16 protein-coding genes are annotated in these 21,667 nt (G+C 69.2%); 9 read left to right on the top strand and 7 right to left on the bottom strand.

Going from position 1 to position 21,667, the window contains the following annotated elements; translation table 11 throughout:
* The first annotated feature begins 89 nt into the window (after window positions 1-89).
* A complete protein-coding gene (secA, locus tag ACYVIP_RS26635) occupies window positions 90-3,047 on the top strand; it encodes a preprotein translocase subunit SecA (protein ID WP_460401082.1) in 2,958 nt (985 codons plus the stop codon).
* A gap of 81 nt (window positions 3,048-3,128) precedes the next feature.
* Here the strand turns inward: secA and ACYVIP_RS26640 are convergent, their stop codons facing one another.
* The 3 genes from ACYVIP_RS26640 to ACYVIP_RS26650 form a co-directional block, all read right to left on the bottom strand.
* Window positions 3,129-3,989 carry a glycosyltransferase family 2 protein gene (locus tag ACYVIP_RS26640; protein WP_460401084.1) on the bottom strand — a complete coding sequence of 287 codons (861 nt, stop codon included), beginning with the start codon at window positions 3,987-3,989 and terminating at the stop codon, window positions 3,129-3,131.
* A gap of 18 nt (window positions 3,990-4,007) precedes the next feature.
* Window positions 4,008-5,141 (bottom strand): glycosyltransferase family 4 protein, encoded by a 1,134-nt coding sequence (locus ACYVIP_RS26645; protein WP_460401122.1) that lies wholly within the window; start codon window positions 5,139-5,141, stop codon window positions 4,008-4,010.
* 81 nt (window positions 5,142-5,222) lie between these two features.
* On the bottom strand, window positions 5,223-6,353 hold the full coding sequence (locus ACYVIP_RS26650; RefSeq protein WP_460401086.1) for a glycosyltransferase family 4 protein: 1,131 nt from the start codon (window positions 6,351-6,353) through the stop codon (window positions 5,223-5,225).
* Between the two features lie 78 nt (window positions 6,354-6,431).
* Here ACYVIP_RS26650 and ACYVIP_RS26655 point away from each other — a divergent pair, with 78 nt between their 5' ends.
* From ACYVIP_RS26655 to ACYVIP_RS26665, 3 genes are read left to right on the top strand one after another with little or no spacing between them, the layout of a single operon-like run.
* A complete protein-coding gene (locus ACYVIP_RS26655; RefSeq protein WP_460401088.1) occupies window positions 6,432-7,349 on the top strand; it encodes a glycosyltransferase family 2 protein in 918 nt (305 codons plus the stop codon).
* Between the two features lie 50 nt (window positions 7,350-7,399).
* Window positions 7,400-9,916: a glycosyltransferase gene (locus tag ACYVIP_RS26660; protein ID WP_460401090.1), complete on the top strand. Its 2,517-nt coding sequence runs from the start codon at window positions 7,400-7,402 to the stop codon at window positions 9,914-9,916.
* Window positions 9,909-10,994 (top strand): glycosyltransferase family 4 protein, encoded by a 1,086-nt coding sequence (locus ACYVIP_RS26665; protein WP_460401092.1) that lies wholly within the window; start codon window positions 9,909-9,911, stop codon window positions 10,992-10,994. Before ACYVIP_RS26660 ends, ACYVIP_RS26665 begins: the two co-directional genes overlap by 8 nt.
* 17 nt (window positions 10,995-11,011) lie before the next feature.
* Here the strand turns inward: ACYVIP_RS26665 and rfbD are convergent, their stop codons facing one another.
* Window positions 11,012-11,914 carry a dTDP-4-dehydrorhamnose reductase gene (gene rfbD, locus ACYVIP_RS26670; RefSeq protein ID WP_460401124.1) on the bottom strand — a complete coding sequence of 301 codons (903 nt, stop codon included), beginning with the start codon at window positions 11,912-11,914 and terminating at the stop codon, window positions 11,012-11,014.
* A gap of 369 nt (window positions 11,915-12,283) precedes the next feature.
* On the opposite strand from rfbD, the gene ACYVIP_RS26675 reads away from it, so the two are divergent.
* The 3 genes from ACYVIP_RS26675 (at window position 12,284) to ACYVIP_RS26685 (ending at window position 15,665) form a co-directional block, all read left to right on the top strand.
* On the top strand, window positions 12,284-13,627 hold the full coding sequence (locus ACYVIP_RS26675) for an LCP family protein (RefSeq protein WP_460401094.1): 1,344 nt from the start codon (window positions 12,284-12,286) through the stop codon (window positions 13,625-13,627).
* An 84-nt stretch (window positions 13,628-13,711) separates the two neighbouring features.
* Entirely contained in the window at window positions 13,712-14,953 is a 1,242-nt protein-coding gene (locus tag ACYVIP_RS26680) for an LCP family protein (protein WP_460401096.1), read from the top strand.
* Window positions 14,954-14,963: 10 nt separating this feature from the next.
* Window positions 14,964-15,665, top strand: coding sequence for a TIGR03089 family protein (locus tag ACYVIP_RS26685; RefSeq protein ID WP_460401098.1), 702 nt, complete (start codon window positions 14,964-14,966; stop codon window positions 15,663-15,665).
* 18 nt (window positions 15,666-15,683) lie between these two features.
* Here ACYVIP_RS26685 and ACYVIP_RS26690 read toward each other — a convergent pair whose 3' ends face one another.
* Window positions 15,684-16,631, bottom strand: coding sequence for a cupin domain-containing protein (locus tag ACYVIP_RS26690; RefSeq protein WP_460401100.1), 948 nt, complete (start codon window positions 16,629-16,631; stop codon window positions 15,684-15,686).
* An 82-nt stretch (window positions 16,632-16,713) separates the two neighbouring features.
* Between ACYVIP_RS26690 and ACYVIP_RS26695 the strand changes: the two genes are divergently transcribed.
* Window positions 16,714-18,144 (top strand): MFS transporter, encoded by a 1,431-nt coding sequence (locus ACYVIP_RS26695; protein WP_460401102.1) that lies wholly within the window; start codon window positions 16,714-16,716, stop codon window positions 18,142-18,144.
* Here ACYVIP_RS26695 and ACYVIP_RS26700 read toward each other — a convergent pair.
* Window positions 18,104-18,799 carry an HAD family hydrolase gene (locus ACYVIP_RS26700; protein WP_460401104.1) on the bottom strand — a complete coding sequence of 232 codons (696 nt, stop codon included), beginning with the start codon at window positions 18,797-18,799 and terminating at the stop codon, window positions 18,104-18,106. The genes ACYVIP_RS26695 and ACYVIP_RS26700 overlap by 41 nt on opposite strands.
* A 23-nt stretch (window positions 18,800-18,822) precedes the next feature.
* A complete protein-coding gene (locus tag ACYVIP_RS26705) occupies window positions 18,823-19,143 on the bottom strand; it encodes a UTRA domain-containing protein (protein WP_460401106.1) in 321 nt (106 codons plus the stop codon).
* A 1,081-nt stretch (window positions 19,144-20,224) separates the two neighbouring features.
* Between ACYVIP_RS26705 and ACYVIP_RS26710 the strand changes: the two genes are divergently transcribed.
* The gene (locus ACYVIP_RS26710) at window positions 20,225-21,214 is read left to right on the top strand and encodes a hypothetical protein (RefSeq protein ID WP_460401108.1); all 990 of its coding nucleotides are present in this window, start codon (window positions 20,225-20,227) and stop codon (window positions 21,212-21,214) included.
* Window positions 21,215-21,667 lie beyond the last annotated feature (453 nt).

Here is a 21,667-nt window from a genome sequence, read left to right on the forward strand (position 1 = left end):
GACGCCACCATTCGGTAACCGCCTACGATGGCAGGTGACGGGGCGCCCGCCGCCGGGCGCGTGACGATTCAGCTAGCGAGGTTGACCTGATGGTGCTGTCCCGGATACTCCGCGCAGGCGAGGGTAGGACGCTCAAGCACGTACGCAAAATCGCGGACAGGGTCAACGATCTCGAGGGCTCGGTCATCGATCTGACCGACGCCCAGCTGCGTGCCAGGACCGACGAGTTCCGCAAGCGCTACGAGGACCTGCGCGAGGTCGACGACGAGGACCCGAAGGCCACCGACTTCGACGCGCTCGACGAGCTGATGCCCGAGGCGTTCGCCGTCGTCCGGGAGGCGGCCAAGCGGGTCCTGCGCCAGCGCCACTTCGACGTCCAGGTCATGGGCGGCGCCGCACTCCACCTCGGCAACGTCTCCGAGATGAAGACCGGTGAGGGCAAGACCCTGACCGCGGTGCTGCCCGCCTACCTGAACGCGATCTCCAGCAACGGCGTGCACGTGGTCACGGTCAACGACTACCTGGCCAAGCGCGACGCCGAGTGGATGGGCCGGGTCCACCGGTTCCTCGGCCTGCAGGTCGGCGTGATCCTGTCGGAGATGACCCCCACCCAGCGCAAGGGCGCCTACGAGGCGGACATCACCTACGGCACCAACAACGAGTTCGGCTTCGACTACCTGCGCGACAACATGGCCGGCAGCCTGGAGAACATGGTCCAGCGCGGCCACAACTTCGCCATCGTCGACGAGGTCGACTCGATCCTCATCGACGAGGCCCGCACGCCGCTGATCATCTCCGGCCCGGCCGACCAGTCCTCCCGCTGGTACACCGAGTTCGCCAGGATCGTGGAGCGGATGCAGGGCATCGACGTGACCGCGATGGCGCCGAGGGAGAAGGACTCCCGCGCCAACGAGATCGCCGCCAAGCACTACGAGGTCGACCGCAAGCGGCGCACGATCGGCGTCAGCGAGAAGGGCGTCGCCTACGTCGAGGACCAGCTCGGCATCGACAACCTCTACGACGCGGCGAACACCCCGCTGGTCGGCTACCTGAACAACGCGGTCAAGGCCAAGGAGCTGTACCAGAACGACAAGGACTACCTGATCCGCAGCGGCGAGGTGCTCATCGTCGACGAGTTCACCGGTCGCGTGCTCTCCGGCCGCCGCTACAGCGAGGGCATGCACCAGGCCATCGAGGCCAAGGAGAAGGTGGAGATCAAGGCGGAGAACCAGACGCTCGCCACGATCACCCTGCAGAACTACTTCCGGCTCTACAACAGGCTTTCCGGCATGACCGGTACCGCCGAGACCGAGGCGGCCGAGTTCTGGAACACCTACAAGCTGCACGTCGTGCCGATCCCGACCAACCGGGACATGGTCCGCGACGACCGCACCGACCTGATCTACAAGACCGAACAGGGCAAGTTCGAGGCGGTCGCCGACGACATCGCCGAGCGCAACGAGAAGGGCCAGCCGGTGCTGATCGGCACCACCAGTGTCGAGCGCTCGGAGTACCTGTCGAAGCTGCTGGTGAAGCGGGGCATCCCGCACAACGTGCTGAACGCCAAGCACCACGAGAAGGAGTCGGCGATCATCGCCGAGGCCGGGCACGCGGGCGCGGTCACCGTCGCGACCAACATGGCCGGTCGCGGTACCGACATCATGCTCGGCGGCAACCCCGACCACCTCGCGGAGAGCGCGCTGCGCGACAAGGGCCTCGACCCGATCGAGACGCCCGACGAGTGGACCGCGGCGCTGCCGGACGCGCTGGAGCAGGCCCGCGCGGACGTGCACGCGGAGGCCGAGGAGGTGCGTGCGGCCGGCGGCCTGTACGTGCTCGGCACCGAGCGCCACGAGTCGCGGCGCATCGACAACCAGCTGCGTGGCCGGTCGGGCCGCCAGGGCGACCCCGGTGAGTCGCGCTTCTACCTCTCGCTCGGCGACGAGCTGATGCGGCGGTTCAACGCGCAGTTCGTCGAGCGGGTGATGACGACCATGCGCGTCCCCGAGGACCAGCCGATCGAGGCGAAGATGGTCTCCCGGGCGATCAAGAGCGCGCAGTCCCAGGTCGAGCAGCAGAACTTCGAGGCACGCAAGAACCTCCTCAAGTACGACGAGGTGATGAACCAGCAGCGCAAGGAGATCTACGCCAACCGGATGCGCGTGCTGGCCGGCGAGGACCTGCGCAACCACATCGACCGGATGATCGACGAGGTCGTCGGCGAGTACGTGCAGAAGGCGACCGCCGATGGCTACTCGGAGGACTGGGACCACCAGAAGCTGTGGTCCGCGCTCAAGGAGCTGTACCCGATCAAGTTGACCTGGGATGAGCTGGTCGAGGGGATGGAGGAGCGCGGCGACGACCTGACCTCGGAGAACCTGCTGGACGCGGTCCTCGCCGACGTGCGCCAGTCCTACGACGACCGCGAGACCGAGATCAACGGCCAGGTGCCGGACGAGAACGGCCGGCTGCCGAGCACCGACGGCATGCGCAAGCTGGAGCGCCTGGTGATGCTGGAGGTGCTCGACCGCAAGTGGCGCGAGCACCTCTACGAGATGGACTACCTCAAGGACGGCATCGGCCTGCGGGCCATGGCGCAGCGCGACCCGCTGATCGAGTACCAGCGCGAGGGCTACGACATGTTCAACACGATGCTGGACGGGTTGAAGGAGGAGGTCATCACGCTGCTGTTCCGGGCGCAGGTGACCGACCAGAGCCAGCAGGCCGGCGGCGCCCAGCCATCGGCGGCCGACCGCGCGGCCAGGGCCCAGCAGGCGGCGGCCAGGGCCGCAGAGGCGGCCGCGGCCCAGCAGGCGGCCCGGCCGGAGGACAAGATCCCGCCCGCGCTGCGCGGCGGCGCCCGGCCGGCCGATCAGCAGTACACCTACTCCGGCCCGTCCGAGGGCGGTGGCGTGCAGTCCCGTGGCGGCCAGTCGGGCAACGGCCAGAAGCCGGGCGCCGGCAACAACAGCAGCGGCTCCCGCCGCGAGCGCCGCGCCGCCGAACGCGACGCCGCCAAGAAGGACAAGAAGCGCCCCCGCCGCTGACCCAACAACCCCGCGAGTCCAACCCGCCGAACACGCGAGTCCAACGCTCCTGACACGTCGGGAGCGTTGGACTCGCGGGTTTCAGGGGGTGCGGGACTCGAGTTTCAGGCGGGCCTTGAGGCCGGCGCGGACGGCCAGCCGCACCGGTGCCCAGCGCAGGCCGACGTGGCGGTCGGCGATGAAACGGTAGGCGCTGTCGTGGTGGGCGGCGAGCATGGCCGCCGACGAGCGGGCCGTCGAGTGCCCCTGGACGTGCACGACCTGGGCCGACGGCACGTACACGTTCTGCCACCCGGCCTTGGCCAGGCGGTCACCGAGGTCGACGTCCTCGAAGTACATGAAGTAGCACGGGTCGAAGCCGTCGACCGAGTCGAAGGCCTCCCGGCGCATCAGCACGCACGAGCCGGACAGCCAGCCGGCCACCCGCTCCACCACCTCGGTGTCGGACTGCTTGTAGGCCTTGGTCCACGGGTTGCCCGGCCACACCCGGCCGAGCAGGGCGTGCCCGATGCCCCGGCCGAGCGAGGGCACCAGCCGCGCCGAGGGGTACACCTCGCCGGACAGCTCCTTGATCAACGGGCCGAACGCGCCGCCGCGCGGCCAGCGGCCGGCCGCGTCGATCATGGTGTCCAGCGCGCCGTCGGCCCACTCGACGTCCGGGTTGGCGACCACGATCCAGCCGTAGGACTCGTCCAGCGAGGCGACGCCGCGGTTGGCGGCCGTGCCGTAGCCGAGGTTGCCCCCGGTGCGCAGCAGCGCGACGCCCTCCCGCTCGGTGCTCGCCCGCTCGGGCGCGCCGTCGGTGGAGCCGTTGTCGGCGAGGACGACCCGAACGGACCGACTGGTGGCCTTGGACAGCGTGTCCAGGCATCTGTCGAGCGTCTCGCCTGGCGAGTAGGTCACGATGACGACGGCCAGCTCAGAGCCATATTCGACAGGCACAGCAGTCAATTGTGCCGGTCACCGTCCCCGGCGGTGCACCCGGTAGGCCCGCTCGTAGGCCGCGCGGTGCCCCTCGGCGCTCGTCAGCCAGGAGAACTCCTTGGCCCGGCGCAGCGCGGCCTCGGCCAGGTGCGCCCGCCGCGTCGGGTCGTCGAGCAGCTCAGACAGCGCGGCGGCGATGTCGCCGGCGCCGACCCCGCAGTAGGCCACCGCGTCCCCGCCGACCTCGGGCAACGCCAGCCGCCGGGTGGTCAGCACGCACGCGCCGCAGGCCATCGCCTCGAGCACCGGCAGGCCGAAGCCCTCGCCGAGCGACGGGTAGGCCACCAGCCGCGCGCCGCCGAGGAACCCGGCCAGGCTCTCGAACGGCAGGTAGCCAGCGCGGATCACCCGCAGCCGGTGCGGCACGTCGTCCAGCGCCCGCTCCACCTGACGGTCCCACCCCGGCTGGCCGGCGAGCACCAGCGCTGGCGGCTCGGACCGGCCCCGGCTGGCGGCGGCGAACCCGCGGATCAGCGCGGGCACGTTCTTGCGTGGCTCCAGCGCGCCGAGGAACGCCACGTACGGGTCGCCAGCGCCGAGGCCGACCAGCTGGCGCGCGGTGGCGATCTCGTCCTGGGTCGGCAGGTGGAACCGCTCGGAGTCCACGCCGTGCTGGATGACCTCGAGCCGGCGGGGGTCGGCCTTGGCGACCCTGGCCAGCTCGGTGGCGGTGGCCGCGCTCGGCACGACACACAGCGACGCGCGGGCCAGCGCGGCCCTGGTCCACGCCCGGAAGAACCTGGCCTTGATGGAGTGGTGCAACACCGCGTCGGTGAAGAACGTGGCGTCGTGCAGGGTGACCACCGACGCCGCCGGGTTGGCCAGCGCGGTGGTGTAGTGCGGCGAGTGCAGCACGTCGACGCCCAGCCTGCGCACCAGGCGCGGCAGTGTGGTCTGCTCCCAGGTCAACCGCGCGGTGCGGGTGGCGTTGGACTCCGCGGTCGGCACGATGCGCGAGTTGGGCGCCAGGCGGCCGTAGAGCTCGACGTCTCTCGGTTGGCAGACCACGGAGATCGCCGCGCCGTCGGAGTCGAGTGCGAACACGAGCGAGTCGACGTACCTGCCGACGCCACCACGATCCGCGGGCACGGCGGTCGCGTCGATGAGCACGCGAGGTTCGGACACGTAGAGAAGCGTACGACCGCCGGGGTAGCCAGCAGTCCCGACCGGGTGAAAAACCTACGAAACCCGCTACCGAACGCTGGCCATCTCGAAGAAACGGGTGTGCAGGCGCCACAGTTCGGTGGCCGCGTGCCCCCAGCTGAACGCCTGCGCCCGCGACCGGCCGTCGGCGATCCGCTGCGCGGTGCTCGCCGGATCGTCCAGCACCGCGCGCAACCCGGCGGCCAACGCCGACGCGTCCCCCCTGCGCACCGCCACCCCGGCGCCGCCGGCCACCTCGACCAGCGCCGGCACGTCCGAGTGCACCACCGGCACCCCGACGGCCATCGCCTCCAGCACGGGCAGGCCGAACCCCTCCGCCCGGCTCGGCGCGGCCAGCACGCTCGCCCGGCGCAGCACCACGTTGAGGTCGGCGTCGGTGATCCGGCCGAGCACGTGCAGCCGGCCAGGCGCGAGCCCGTGCCGGGCGGCCAGCGCGGTCAGGTCGACCTCGCCCCAGCCGCGCGGGCCGACCACGACCAGCGGCAGGTCCGGCGCGTACGGCCTGGCCATCGCCTCGACCAGCACGTCAAGGCCCTTGCGCGGCTCGACCGTGCCGACGGCGAGCACGTAGGCCGACGGGAGCTTGAGGCCGACCGCGGTCGCGTGCAGCTGGGCGGGCTCGACGTGCGCGAGCAACGCGTCCGGCACGCCGTGGCCGACGACCGCGACCGTGGCCGGGCCGGGGGCGTAGCGGTGCAGGTCCTCGGCGACCGCGACGGTCGGCACGACGATCGCGTTGGCCCTGGCCGCCGCGCGCCGGATGGCGCCCTGGTGCCAGGCGACCCCGCGCCGGGTGAGGGTCTCCGGGTGGGTGAAGGGCACCAGGTCGTGCACGGTGACGATCAGGCTGCGGCCGCGCCGGGCGGCCGGCGGCGCGAGCGGGGTCGGCGCGTGCACCGCGTCCCCACCCGGCCACAGGTGCACGCCGCGCTCCCACAGCGCGGTCAGCCCACGCCGGGGCAGGGGCAGCGCGCGGGGACCGGCGACCCCGGCCACCACGGCGGGCGAGAGGTCCCGGTGGGTGGCGGTCACGCCGGCCACGCTCCAGTCGGGCGGCGCGCTCGCGGCCAGCGCGGCGACCAGCTCGCGGGTATAGCGCCCGGTCCCGCCGGGGACGGGCGCCAACAGCTGCTCGGTGAGCACGACGAGCTCCGGCACGACAACAGAGTACGGTCGTGCGCCGTGACCTCGGGTAACGACACGGGCGACTCCCCCATCCGGACTACGGTCGTGGTGGTGACCTGGCGCGGGCGCGCGCACGTCGCCGACTGCCTGGACGCGCTCGCCGCGCAGACCCGCGCACACCGGCTGCTGGTGGTGGACAACGCCTCCGACGACGGCACCGCCGAGATCCTGGCCGGCCACCCGTCCCGGCCGGCGGTGCACCGCACCTCGGCCAACGTCGGCTACGCGGGCGCGTTGGCGGCGGTGGCACCGACGGTGACCACCGAGTTCACCGCCTGGCTCAACGACGACGCGATCCCCGCCGCCGACTGGCTGGCCGAGCTGGAGGACGCGCTGGCCGCCGACCCGGCCGCGGCCGCCGCGAGCGCGCGGCTGGAGACCGTGACCGGCGACGTGCAGTCGGTCGGCGTGGTGCTCACCGGCGACGGCTACGGCCGGGACGCCACCGCCGGCCCGGTCTTCGGCTTCTGCGGCGGCGCCGCGCTGGTGCGCACGGCGGCACTGGCCGACGTTGGCGGGGTGCCGGCGGAGTTCTTCTGCTACTACGAGGACACCGACACCGCGTGGCGGCTGCGGCTGGGTGGCTGGACGGTGCGCTCGGTGCCGGCGGCGCGGGTGCGCCACCTGCACGGCGCGAGCACCGCGCCCGGCTCGGCGCTGTTCCACCGCTGGAACGAGCGCAACCGGCTGCTCATGCTGGCCCGCTGCGCCCCGGCGGGCGTGGCGGTCCGCGAGGTCGCCCGGTTCGCGGCGATCACCGCATTGCTCCCGGTCCGCCGGCTGGCCGGCCAGCCGGTGCCGGCGGCCCAAAACTACTGTGTAGCACTGCGTCTGCTGGTCCTTCGCGACGTGCTCGGCAGGCTGTTGTCCCTGGTCGGTGAACGGCGCGCGATCGCGCGGCGCGCGACCATTCCCCGCGCCGTGGTGTGGCGTTCGGCGAACTCAGCCAGTCAACCGTCGGTAACGTGATGTGATAGGGCAATCTAGTCACATCCCCTGATACCTGAGGAGCGCGCGAGTTGCCCGACTCGGCACGACGCCCGGCCGTCTCGGTGATCGTGGTGAACTACCGCGGCGCCGAGGACACCATCGCCTGCCTGCGCGCGCTGCGCGCCGACCTGGCCTACCCCGCCGAGCTGATCGAACTGATCTGCGTGGACAACGACTCGGGTGACGGCAGCGCGGCGCGGATCACCGCCGAGACCGGCGTCGAGGTCATCGAGGCGGGTGCCAACCTCGGCTTCGCCGGTGGCTGCAACCTCGGCGCCCGGCGCGCCACCGGCACCGTGCTGGCCTTCCTGAACAACGACGCCCGCCCGCACCCCGGCTGGGTCGACGCGGCGGTCGAGGTCCTGCGCACGCAGCCGACCGTCGGCGCGGTGGCCAGCAAGGTGCTCGACTGGGACGGCGAGCTGATCGACTTCGTCGACGCCGGGCTGACCTGGTTCGGCATGGGCTACAAGCGCCACGCCGGCCAGCGCGACGACGGCTCGCACGACGTGCCGCGCGACGTGCTGTTCGCCACCGGGTCGGCGATGTTCGTGCGCGCCGGGGTGTTCGCCGAGCTCGGCGGGTTCGACGAGCGGTTCTTCATGTTCTACGAGGACGTCGACCTCGGCTGGCGGCTGAACCTGCGCGGCTGGCGGGTGCGCTACGAGCCGACCTCGCTGACCTACCACCGCCACCACGCCTCGATGTCCAAAGTGGACTCCCCGGACAACGCGCGCGAGCTGTTCCTGCTGGAGCGCAACGCGTTGGCCGCGCTGTACAAGAACCTCTCCGACGCGACCCTGGCCAAGGCCCTGCCGGCGGCCCTCGCGCTGGCCGTGCGCAGGGCGACCGCGCGCGGCGAGGTCGACCCGACCCAGCTGGAGATCGGCAGGCCGGACACCGGCAAGTCCACTGTGGAACTGCCGAGGACGACGCTGGCCGGCATGCTGGCCATCGACCAGTTCGTCGAGCTGCTGCCGACGCTCGCGCGCTCCCGCGAGATCGAGCAGGCGGCCAGAGTTCGCTCGGACACCGACCTGCTCCCGTTGATGCGCAACGCGATGGAGCCCGCCTACCCGCTGCCCCGCTACCTGGCCGCGCACGACGTGCTGGTCGAGGTCTTCGGGCTGGAGGAGGCCTTCGGCGCGCGGCGGCGGATCCTGGTGATCACCGGCGACGCACTCGGCGAGCAGATGGCCGGCCCGGCGATCCGCGCGTGGAACATGGCCGACCTGCTGGCCGCCGAGCACGACGTCCGGCTGGTCACGGTGAACCCGAGGTGCGCGCCGCCGGACGCGTCGTTCGCGGTGCACCACGCCCGCCAGCGCGACCTCGGCGAGCACGTCGCCTGGGCCGACGTCGTCGTGCTGCAGGGGCACGCGCTGGAGCTGGTGCCGGCGCTGAAACGGGCCGACTCCACCAAGATCGTGGTCTGCGACATGTACGACCCGATGCACCTCGAACTGCTCGAACAGGGCAAGGACGACAACGACGAGCAGCGCGCGCTCGACCTGATCGGCGTCACCAAGGTGCTCAACGCCCAGCTGGACCGCGCCGACTTCTTCCTGTGCGCCTCCGAGCGCCAGCGGCACTTCTGGCTCGGCCACCTGACCGCGCTCGGCCGGCTGACGCCCTCGCTCTACGACAACGACCCCACGGTGCGCTCGCTGCTCGCGGTGGCGCCGTTCGGGTTGCCGGGCAAGCCGCCCCAGCAGTCCGCGTCGCCGGTCAAGGGCGGGCTGCGCGGCATCACCGCCACCGACAAGGTCGTGCTCTGGGCCGGCGGGGTGTACAGCTGGTTCGACCCGCTGACCCTGGTGCACGCGGTGGACCGGCTCGCCACCCGCCGCGACGACGTTCGCCTGGTGTTCCTCGGCATGCGCCACCCCAACCCCGAGGTGCCGGAGATGGACATCGGCGCCAGGACCCGGCAGCTGTCCGGCAGGCTCGGCCTGACCGACCGGCACGTGTTCTTCAACGAGACCTGGGTGCCCTACGCGCAGCGGCAGAACTGGTTGCTGGACGCGGACTGTGGGGTCACCACGCACTACGAGCACGTGGAGACGACCTTCGCGTTCCGCACCAGGGTGCTGGACTACCTGTGGGCCGGGCTGCCGATCGTGACCACCGACGGCGACTCGTTCGCCGACCTGGTGCGCGCCGAGCGGCTCGGCGTGGTGGTTCCGGCCGAGGATCCGGTCGCGCTGGCCGACGCGCTGGAGCGGGTGCTCTACGACGAGGAGTTCGCCGAGCAGGCACGGGAGCGGATCGCCGTGGTGCGCGAGCGGTACACCTGGGAGACCGTGCTCGCGCCGCTGTTGTCCTTCTGCCGCAACCCGGTGCCGGCCGCCGACCGGCTGCCCGGCGCCGAGCCGCTGGTGCCGAAGCGGCCGTTGCGGGCCGGTGAGGTCCTCCGCCGTGATCTCGACCTGTTCCGGTCCTATTTGGACGCCGGCGGCCCGGTCGAGCTGACCAGAAGGGCGGCCGGGCGGGTTCGCCGGGTAGCGAGCGCGCGGTTGGGCAAGAAGGGCCAGCAGGATGGCTAAGGACGGTCCGATACGCGTACTGCTCGACGGCACGCCACTGCTCGGCAACCGCACTGGCGTCGGCCGCTACACGGCCGCGCTGGCTGAGGAACTCGCCTCGATGTCCGAAGTGGACACTCGAGCGGTGGCCTTCACGTTGCGGGGCTGGCGAAAACTGCGCAAGGTGCTGCCGCACGGCTCCCGGGCGCGTGGCATGCCGGTGTCCGCACGGCTGCTGCGCCGCTGCTGGCTGCGCTCCCAGTTCCCGCCGGTCGAGCTGTTCGCCGGGTTCACCGATGTCGTGCACGGCACCAACTTCGTGCTGCCGGCGGCGCTGCGGGCCGCCGGCGTGGTGACCATCCACGACCTGGCGTTCCTCGACGCGCCGGAGGAGCTGCCGCCAAGCGACGAGACCCTGCCGCAGCTGGTGGCCCGCTCGGTGGAGCGCGCGGCGGTGGTGCTCACGCCGACCAGGGCGGTCGCCGACGTCACCGCGGACCGCTTCGGCATCTCGCCGGACAAGATCATGGTGACCCCGCTCGGCGTCGACCCGGCGTGGTTCACCGCGCGCCCGCCGAGCGAGGCGATGCGCCGCCGGGTCGGGCTGCCAAAGCAGTACCTGCTGTTCGTCGGCGCGGCCGGCCCGCGCAAGTCGTTGGGCTGGCTGCTCAAGGCACACGAGGCGACCCCGCAGCTGCCGCAGCTGATCCTGGCCGGCCCCGGCCACCACCAGCACGACGACCGGGTCAGCTCGATCGGCTATCTGTCCGATGTGGACCTTCGGTCGGTGGTCGCCGGCGCGGCCGCGCTGGTGTTGCCGTCCAGGGACGAGGGTTTCGGCCTGCCGGTGTTGGAGGCGCTGGCCTGTGACGTGCCGGTGGTGTGCTCGGACGTGCCGGCGCTGCGCGAGGTCTCCGGCGGCCACGCCAGCCTGATCCCCTACGGCGACGTGGAGGCGATGGGTGTCGCGCTGACCGAGGCACTGGCCGATCCGCCGTCCCCGGCGACGCTGGCCCTGCGCCGCGCGCACGCGGCGGAGTTCACCTGGCGGCAGACCGCGGAACTGACCGTGGACGCCTACCGCCGGGCAATGTCCTGATGCTGGCCTGACCCAGCTCAGGGGCGGTAGGCGTCGCCGTTCTCGGCGAAGGCCGCGGCCAGCGCCTCCCGCCACGGGCGCAACGGGGTCAGGCCGGACGCGCGCCAGGCCTGGTCGGAGAGCACCGAGTAGCTCGGGCGCGGCGCCGGACGCGGGAACTCGTCGCTCTTGCACGGCCGCACCCGCGCCGGATCCAGCCCCAGCTCGGCGAACACCGCGCCGGCGAACTCGAACCACGTCGTCTCGCCCGCGCCGGTCGCGTGCAGCACCCTGGCCGATGGCGGCGCGTCACTGACCGCGCGGGCGGCCAACTCCAGCAACCCGGCGGCCAGGTCTCCGGTCCACGTGGGCGATCCGCGCTGGTCGTCCACGACCGACACGGTCTCGTGGTTGTCGGCCAGTCGGGCCATCGTCTTGACGAAGTTGTTGCCGTGGGCGCCATACACCCACGCCGTGCGCACCACCCACGAGTCCGCGCCGGAGCCGAGCACGGCCGCCTCGCCGGCGGCCTTGGTCGACCCGTACACGCTGCGCGGCGCCGTCGGCTCGTCCTCGCGGTAGGGGGCGTCGCCGTCGCCGGCGAAGACGTAGTCGGTGGACACGTGGATCAACGGCACCCGGTGCGCGGCGCAGGCGGCCGCCAGCAGCCGGGGCGCGTCCGCGTTCACCGCGAACGCCCTGGCCTGGTCGGACTCCGCCGCGTCGACCGCGGTGTGCGCGGCGGCGTTGATCACCACCGGTGAACGCGGGCCGGCGCCGTCGACCAGACTCTTCACCGCCTCGATCACCGCACCGGCGTTGGTGAGGTCCAGCTCGGCCGATCCGGGCGCGCGAACCTCGTACTCACCTGGCGCGCGAGCAGCCAACTCACGTCCGAGCTGGCCGGTGCCGCCGGGTACCAGCAACGCGAGCATCTCCAAGCCCACCAAATTCCTTTACTCGGAAGTAAACCGAACTGGGTCAGTATTGCGTCCTACTACCTGACAAGGCATCCCCGCCTTGTTGGCGTGCCGGTATGGTACTGGTCAAGTTCCGTCGGGGGACGGGGAGGAGCGTGCGTGGACGAACGTACGCAGGTGTTACCTGGCCGCAGAAGGCCGCTACGCGGCTGGCGCAAGGCTGGGTTCTACACCGGGCGAACAGTCATGGCGGTGGCGTCGGTCGCCGTCGTGAGCACCATGGGTTACGGATGGTGGGCAGTAGGTGATGTGGACGATGGCACCGTAACCACTGACGTCATCGCAAAGGAAGTCGAGGACCAACGGGTTCCCCTGGATGGAGCAGTGGACATGTTGCTCGTCGGCATCGACAGCCGTAAGGACGCGCACGGAAATCCCTTGCCCGACGAAGTACTGGAGATGCTCAACGCCGGGGTCGACGAGGGTGAGCGCAACACCGACACCATGATCCTGGTGCACATTCCCGTCGACGGCACCCGTGCGGTCGCGATCTCCTTCCCCCGCGACTCCTACGTCGAGATCGCCGGCGGGTACGGCAGCGCCCGACTCAACTCGGCCTTCGCCTACGCGTACAACAACGCCTACGACGAGTTGGGCAACACCGCGCCCAACATGGAGGAACTCGACAAGGCCGCGACCGTCGAGGGCCGCAAGAACCTGATCGCCACCGTGCAGGACCTGATCGGTGACGCGGTGACCATCGACCGCTACGCCGAGGTGAACCTGGCGAGCTTCTACGAGGTCACCAAGGCCATCGGCGGCGTGGAGGTGTGCCTGAACAACGCCGTCCGGGAAGAGAAGTCGGGGGCGAACTTCAAGAAGGGCGTGCAGACCATCCAGGGCAAGCAGGCGCTCGCGTTCGTCCGGCAGCGCTACGGGCTGCCCAACTACGACCTGGACCGCATCGTCCGGCAGCAGGCGTTTCTCGGCGCCCTGGCCAACAAGGTGCTGTCGGCGGACATGCTGACCAGCCCGGCGAAGGTGCGCGAGCTGATCACCGCGGTGCAGAAGTCGGTGGTGCTCAGCGAAGGGTGGGAGCTGTCCAAGTTCGCCGCGCAGATGTCGGGGCTGACCGGCGACGGCATCGACTTCTACACCATCCCCACGCTCGGCGACGCCAACATCAACGGCGCCGACGTGCTCGAGGTCGACCCGGCGGCGGTGGCCGCCTTCGTCCGGTCGCTGACCACCGACGAGACGGCCAAGTCGAGCACCCCACCGGAGACACCGCCGGAGGCCGACGGCGGTGACGACAGCGGTGACGGCGACCGACCGGCGCTCGGCCTGGTCACCGTCGACGTGGACAACGGCACCAACACCAGCGGCCTGGCCAAGTCGGTGCGCGACCAACTGGCCGAGAAGGGGTTCAGCCCCGGCGAGGTCGGCGACGCGGAAGGGCTGGTCTCGTCGTCGGTGATCCGGTACGCGCCGGGTGAGCGCAGTCTCGCCGAGTACGTCGCCGAGGCGCTGGCGGTCGAGGTCGTGCTGGAGGAGGACTCCGCGCTGTCGGCGAACCGGGTTCAGGTCGTGCTCGGCGCCGATTTCCCGGTGGAGAACTCCGGGTTCGCGCCCGCCCCGCTGATGGCCAAGGGCCAGCCGGCCACCGACGAGCCGCCAGCGGCACCCAAGCCCCAACCACAGCTTGACGCCAGCGGCACACCCTGCGTGAACTAACGCCCAGTCGACGGATCCATCACCGGCTGACACGCCGTAATCTGGAGGAAAGGGCGTGGTCACGGGGGAGGTGAGCCGGTGTCGATGGGTGTCGAGGAACCGTCGGAGGAGCCGACGAGCTACGCCCCCGCCGTCGGCTCGGTGACCGGAAAGCCGGCGGCGGCCCGCCCACGACGCCGCCGGGCCTGGACGGTGCTGTTGGTGATCGGGCGGGTGGTCGTCGGCCTGGTGTCGGTGAGCGCGCTGGCCGCGATGTCGCTGCTGTGGTCGCGCGTGGTGCAGCTGGAGGAGAGCCGGAACACCACCGACGCGGTGGCGCAGGCGCAGACCGGCCCGGCCGCGCAGGCCCCGCCGGCCGACGACGGCGCGAACGACATCCTGATCGTGGGCAACGACAGCCGCACGGACATGCAGGGCAACCCGCTGTCGGCCGAGCTGCTGCGCGTGCTGCGCACCGAGGCGACGGAGACGTTGAACACGGACACGCTGATCCTGTTGCGTATCCCGAAGGACGGCGGGCAGCCGTCGGCGGTGTCGATCCCCCGGGACACCTCGGTGACGGTCCCCGGCCTCGAGGAGCCGGAGAAGATCAACGGCGCGTACGGCATCACCAAGGCACGGACCGCGGACCGCATGGTCGACGACGGCGAGTCGGACCGCCGCAAGATCGAGCGCACGTCCGACGACGCCGGGCGCAAGGCGCTGATCCAGGCCGTGCAGGTGCTGACCGGGGTGCGGGTCGATCACTACACGGAGGTGAGCCTGTACGGGTTCTACCTGCTCACCGAGGCCATCGACGGGGTGGACGTGTGCCTGAAGAACTCGACCAGCGACACGGACTCCGGCGCGTCGTTCGCCCAGGGCCCACAGACCGTCCGCGGCGGGGACGCGGTGTCGTTCGTCCGGCAACGCAACGGCCTGCCGCGCGGCGACCTGGACCGGATCGTGCGCCAGCAGACCTTTCTCTCCTCGGCGATGCGCAAGGTGCTCTCCGGTGATCTGCTGACCAACAACGCGAAGCTGAACGACCTGGCGGACGCGGTGTCCAAGTCGGTGGTCATGGACGGTGGGCTGGAGTTCGTGGATCTGGTCAACCAGGCCCAGGCGCTGGCGTCGGGACAGGTGCGGTTCGTGACGATCCCGGTGACCGGGGTGGGCGCGCGGAACCATCGCAAGCAGAGCATCATCACCGTGGACGTGCCGGCGGTGCAGCGCTTCGTCGCCGAGTTGGTGGCTCCCCCGCCGCCGGGGTTCTCGTCACGGGGCATGCTGGACCTGAGCGCGCCGGCGGCCGCACGGCAGCCAGCGGTCCCGTGTGTCGACTGAGGAGTTGTCGTTGAGCCTGACCGAGATCCTGCTGCGGCCGGCGTTGCGTTCGGCCGCACGTCCGCTGGTGACCCACTACGACGACGCGGCGGGGACGCGGGTCGAGCTGTCGGTGGCGACCCTGGCGAACTGGGCGGCGAAGACGGCGAACTGGTTAGTCGAGGAGCAGGACGTGGAGCCGGGCGATCCGGTGGCGGTGTCGTTGCCGGCGCACTGGCAGACGGCCGGGGTGCTGCTGGGGGCGTGGTGGTGCGGGGCGCGGGTGGTCGCGTCGCCGGTGGGGGCGTCGGTGGCGCTCGTCCAGCCGGGTGGGGTCGGTGATGGTGCGGGCGTGGTGGCCGCGGTGTCGTTGGACCCGATGGGGCGCGACCTCGGTGCCGATGTGCCGGCGGGTGCGGTCGACTTCGTCGCGGAGGCGCGGGTGCATGGCGACGACTTCTTCGGCGGGCCGGTCGCCGGGGACACGTTGTGCCTCGGGGAGTCCACTGTGGATGATGTGCTGACGGATGCGCGCAAACGGGCCGAGTCACTCGGGCTGACCGGGAACTCCCGCGTGTTGTCCACAATGGACTGGACGGTGCCGGACGGCGTGCTGGCCGGTTTCGTCACCGTGCTCGCGGCGGGCGCGTCCCTGGTGCAGGTGACCAACCCGGACCCCGACCGCGTCACCCGCCACCGCGAGTCCGAACGCACCACCGTCGACCTGAACTGAGCCCTGCCTGTCCACGCGTCACTGCGCGCGGTACTCGCGGCGCCATGCCGACGGGCTACGACCGCGGGTGCGCTTGAACGCGACGCTGAAGGCGAAGGGGTCCTGGTAGCCGACGTCGCCGGCCACGGCGGCGACGGTCGCCGTGGTGTCGCGCAGCCGATCGGCCGCGACGGTCATTCGCCAGTTCGTCAGGTAGGTGAGCGGCGGTTGGCCGACGATGTCGGTGAAACGCGCGGCGAAGGACGCGCGCGACATGCCGAGCTCGGCCGCCAGGTCACCGACGGTCCACGGTTGGGCGGGACGCTCGTGCAGGAGCTGCAGCGCGTCGCCGATGGTGGGATCGCTCAACGCCCGGCACCAGGCGGGCAGGGTCGCCGCTGGACTGGCACACCACGCACGCAGGGCGAGCACGAGCACGAGATCGAGGAGCCGGTGCAGCACGGCGTCCTGACCGGGTTCGTCCAGGCGGGTCTCCTGACTGAGCAACTCCAGCACGGGCGCCGTCCGGCCACCGGCGGGCACGACGGCGACCGGCGGCAGCATGTCCAGCAGCCGGTCGGCGACGGCACCGCGGAGGGTGTAGGCGCCGCGGAGCATGGTCGTGGCGCCGGGCGAGTCGGCTCCGTAGGTTCGGGTGGCCAGCGTGGCGTGGTCGACCGGTACCTCGCCGTGGCCGGCGAGGTACTTGCGGCCCTTCCGGATGACGTACCGCGGCGGGGTGTCGGGGCTGTCGGCGACCGTGTACCGAGCTGTTCTGCTGATCAGCGCGACGTCACCGGCGTGCAGGTGCGTCAGTGACCCGTGATCGTCGTCCAGCCGGACGGTGGCCGGCCCGCCGAGCACCGCGACCACGGTGAGCGGCGGCGCGTCGGCGTAGGTCATCGACCATGGCGGTCGCTGGACCAGCTGCCGGACCTCGGCCTCGCTGGTCTGCGCGCGGAACAGGAGGTCACTCAGCACATCCACGGCCACCACGTTAGACGCGCACAAAGCTTTTCTCGACGTTCACCCATGGATCGTCCGACCCAGCGGAGATTGGGTCGACAGCATGACCAAGACCACCGACCGCGGCCAGCGCGGTGGCTGGCTCGTGCTGGCCCTGACCTGCGCGGCGCAGTTCATGTGCGTGCTCGACGACACAATCGTCAACGTCGCGCTGCCCGCCGTCCAGGACCACCTCGACCTACGCGACACGACGTTGCCCTGGGTGCTGAACGCCTACCTGGTGACGTTCGGCGGCCTGCTGCTGCTCGCCGGGCGGGCCACCGATCTGTTCGTTCGGCGCACGGTCTTCCTGGCCGGACTCGGGGTGTTCGGCGCCGCCTCGCTGGCCTGCGGGCTGGCGACCGGGCCGGCGATGTTGATCCTGGCCAGGGCCCTGCAGGGGGCGGGAGCGGCGTTGCTGTCGGCGGCGGCCCTGGCGATCCTGGGCGTGACCTACACCGGCGCCGCCAGAAACCGGGCATTCGGCGTGTGGGGCGCCCTGTCCGGGGTGGCCAGCGCGCTCGGCATGGTGCTCGGCGGCGCCCTGACCACCTGGCTGAGCTGGCGGTGGGTGTTCCTCGTCAACGTGCCCATCGTGGTCGTCGTGGCCGCGCTGAGCCCGCGAGTCATGCCAGCCCATCGCGCGGGCGACCGACGCCCGCTCGACCTGCCCGGCGCCGTCACCGGCACCGCGGGGATCGCGCTGCTGATCTTCACGGTGGTGAACGCCGAGCAGGTGGGGTGGGCGTCCCCGGTCACCCTCGGCTGCCTGGCCGCGGTCGGCGCGCTGGCGGTCGCGTTCACGGTCGTCGAGACCCGGCGCCCCGCTGCGGCCCTGCTGCCGCTGCACGTGTTCCGGCGACGGCCGGTCCTCGGGGGCGTGGCCTGCGGGCTCCTCCTCGCCGGCGCGATGCTGGGCCTGTTCTACTTTCTTACGCTCTACCTGCAGCGGGTGCGGGGCTACAGCGCGTTCCAGACCGGGCTGGCCTACCTGCCGATGTCGATCGTGGTCGTTCTGGTGGCCGGCGGCATCGCCCCGGTGGTGGCGGGCCGTTACGGGCTCCGAGCGCTGCTGGTCACCGGATTCGCGCTGCTCACCGTGGCATTGGTGTGGTTCGCACAGATCGATGTCGACACCGACTATCTACCGAACCTGTTCGTGCCCGCGCTCATCGCCGGTGCCGGACTCGGCGCCACGCTGGTCGGCGTCGTCTCCACGATCATGCGAGCACTCGACGGCGAAGGCGAGACCGGACTCGGCTCGGGCCTGGCCAGCACCACCCAACAACTCGGCGGCGCGCTCGGCATCGCCGCGCTGTCGGCCGTCGCCTTCGCCCGAGTCGACAGCACGACCGCCCTCACCGCGGGTTTCCAGCACGCCTTCTACACCGCGGCCGCGCTCACTCTCGTCGGCGCCGCCGTCGGCGCATTCGCCACCAGCACTCGCCGTTCTGTCAAGATCCGACAAAAGAGAACAGCGGTGACAAACTGGTGACAATGGCGCCGGGAGTTCTGCGCGCGAAGTCCGCCGCCTTGCCAGGCTTGTTCGCGTATGCGATGGACTGCACATTGGCGGCCTCGGCGGCCTCGATGTCGGTTAGGGAGTCGCCGATGAACGCGCAGGACGACGATGTGCTGCCGAGTGCTTGGGCTGCGTTTATGACGAGGTACGGGCTTGGTTTGAGCTGCGAGAGGTCGGCGCCGGCTCGGGCTGACACCAGGTCGACCACCGCGCGGAGGTCGTGGATGTCGAGATACGTCTCAACCGCGGCGACGCTGTTGTTGCTCACGATGGCCAACGGTCGGCCGCCGGCCTTCCATGTCCTCATGAACTCGTGGGCACGGGCAGTCGGCTCGGCTGTTTGCACTGCTTCGACTTCGTGGGCGCGGAAGGTCGCCTCCAGGAACCGGACTTCGTCATGGCCGAGCTTGGCGGCGTAGAACAGGACGTCAAACGGATCGGTGCTGCTGTGGACATCGTCCGGGATGTGGTGGCCGCCTTGCATAAGTACGTCGCGGAGCTGGTCGGCGACCGCTGGAGCGGGGAAGCCCGCGAATACCGAGCAGATCGGGCCGTCGAAGTCGAGCAGCAGGGCTTCCACGGTGCCGAGGATGCGGCGAACCGCGTCGGGGTCGTCGATGCCGGACATGTCTTCGAGCATTGCCGCGTTGGTCAGACCTCGCCAGGGGCGGCAGGATCCACCGGCTCCTGCTCGATGTCATAGTCGTCGATCATGACCACGCAGTCGGCGGGCCAGATGGACTCGCTGACTTCGAGCCCGTCACCGTTCTCGTCGCGGGCGGTGTGGATGACGTGGAGTACCGCCGCTCCGGCGGGCAGTTCGAGCACCGCTGCCTCGTCCGCAGTGGGCATCCTGGCGGTCCACTGATCGGGACTCGACGATGTCAGGCATTCCAGCGCGGTCCGCAGATGGCGCCACTCGCGACGAACCTGAGACACCTGCCGACTCTCGCCGACGGGTGATCGCGCCATACATCACCTCCTGGAGTGCGGAGGTCGAGCCGCCAGTGGCGATGGTTCTTATGCCCGGTGGTGGATTGGCTATGCTGACGAGTCGCTGGCAGACCGAGACAGCCGCGGTGTGTTGTGGTCACGGACGCCCTTCCAGCATGGGCAAGGCCGGCCGATTTTCAGCCAGGTGCACCCGTTGCGGCAACGACGTGCCATGCGGCGACTGCTGTGCCAGGTATGCGCCGAGCCGGCGGACCGCACCGACGAGGGCGTGTTGTGGCTGGTACGGGACTTCCACGAAGACTGGCCGAGTTGGCCGGAACGGATGGCGGTCACCGAGCCGCCTGTGTGCCTGCCCTGCCTTCGCCTGTCACTGCGGGTTTGTCCAGCACTGCGTCGGGGTGCGGTCGCGTTCCGGGCGTGGGAGTTCCCAGTCGCCGGGGTTCGGGGCTGGTTGTACGCAGGTGGGCCAGTCCCCCGCCCTGTTGACACGACAATGGTGTCATTCACGGATCCGAGAATCCGATGGGTTCGCGCGGCCAATCTGCTCCGCGAGATGCACGACTGCACCACGCTCGATCTCGAAGAGTTGGAAGCGGTAATCAGATGCCGGTGGTAATCCAGGCATGACCGACAGAACGCAACCGGACAGTAGTCCGATGCGCAGAGAAGTACCTTGGCCTCGGCCCCCGAGTTTAAGCCCCGCGCCGCCATCGGCGCGTGGGCGGTACCGACTGGCCTGCGTGAGCGAAGGCAGCGGACGGCCGTACTTGGTGGATGGTGCCACATTGCCCATGCGACGGGATAACGCTGAATTCTGAAGGGCACTCCCATCGGCACAGCACGATCCCTACCCGACGATCGAACTACTAGTCGTGCATCGGCGATCACGCGCAGCACTGCCAGATCCAGCAATATCGAACATATGTTCGCCATTAACTCGCGGAGATGATCAGCTCATCGCCACAGATACATCCGGCGCAACCTTCCAAAGTGGTCACCCAAAGGGCCCAATCGTGGTCCCGACGGTAGCGCCCCGCGTACAGATCGCCGTAAGATCCCCTCCCAGATACCGTGGGTGCCGAATAGGGAGTCGGAACTTATGGCCAAACACGCCTACGTAGCTTACAAACTGTATATTACAAGATTTCGCCAACCGGACGAGTTGCTTAACGTTGGAAATTTTGATAGCCAAGGATCCGATTTACTCACGCTCTTTCACGCTTTTTTGAACGACATCACGGTCGAGCCATTGAGAGATGGGCGCCGCGAGCGTTATTTATCCATTTCGTACTTGAACCCTCGCGGGCGAACTGTTCGCTTCAAAACAGAGTATGGCCGATTCGGCATATCGGGAAGTCTGATTGATACGACCAGCGGCGACACCACTCATTCATATCATGAGGATGAGTCAGCCGTTGTGGAAACCCGCAATTTATTGACCTCTCCAACCAGTGGAAACTGGGCCATTCTTCTTGCGGAAAGATACGGCGGCCGCGGCTCCGTTACCATGGTTCTCAGCGAATTCAAGAAGGCTTTTCAGCAGCGCTTTAATAGTGATAATTTTCTTTTCAAATATGACGGCCTCATGGATCTAGCAGCTTGGGAAAAATACGTAGATAATGCAGATATGACAGAGTTGAAGATAAAGCGCTGGTCTCCCGCTTCCGATATAGCTGATCCTGTTATCGCGGAGTCAGTTGGCCATGTTGTGTCACATGTGAAGCCCCGACGAAGCCAGAAACGGTTCCCACGAACAGTTTTCCAGAAACTCGTCACCCAGGAGATTTCGGCGCAATCCATCGTAGGTATTCCGCCTCGCGAAGGCGACGAGGTAGAACTAGTTCTCAATGACGGGATCCAGCAGCGAAGTATCATCCTGGGTGAAGTCGAGACTCCCATACTGGCGTATATCCTCTCTGACGATCAAAACGATCGACCTTCGGACGGTATCGTCCACGATGCGATGCTTGCCAAAGTCGCGGACGCTAAGCGAACACTGGGGCTCACTTTGACACATGATTGGAAAGATGGAGATTGGGGAGACGATATGTTATCCGTAAAAATGGAAGCAATCCGTGAAATCAGCTAAATGGTCTTTTGTCAAAATCATTAGAGATCACCTGGACACATTAGTCGATGAACGCAAAGCTAGCAGAAATTTGCGAGCACTAGACCTTCTCGCATTTTATATATTTCCCACCTTGATTGGCATGTTAATTATCGCTCCCCATTTTGACTGGCCACCACAGGTTCAGAACCTACCCGGATATCGCTCTATCGCCAACTTTTATATCAGAGGCGCGGAAGGCCTATTAAGCGGCGTTTCCATCTATACCGCGCTCCTATTTGGCCTTCTCGTACAGATCTTTCAGCTTAAGACGCGACTCTTAGACGAAAAGCAATCACAAGCGCGACTTATACGCCTGAACGATCAGCTAGAAGCGAACGTGTCCTACGCGGTTTTTATCGGAATTATGACGACCGCATTTCTGACATACACAGTAGTCACGACTTCGAAAGACGCGCCAGTAGGCCGAATATC

Source organism: Actinophytocola sediminis (assembly GCF_054779715.1).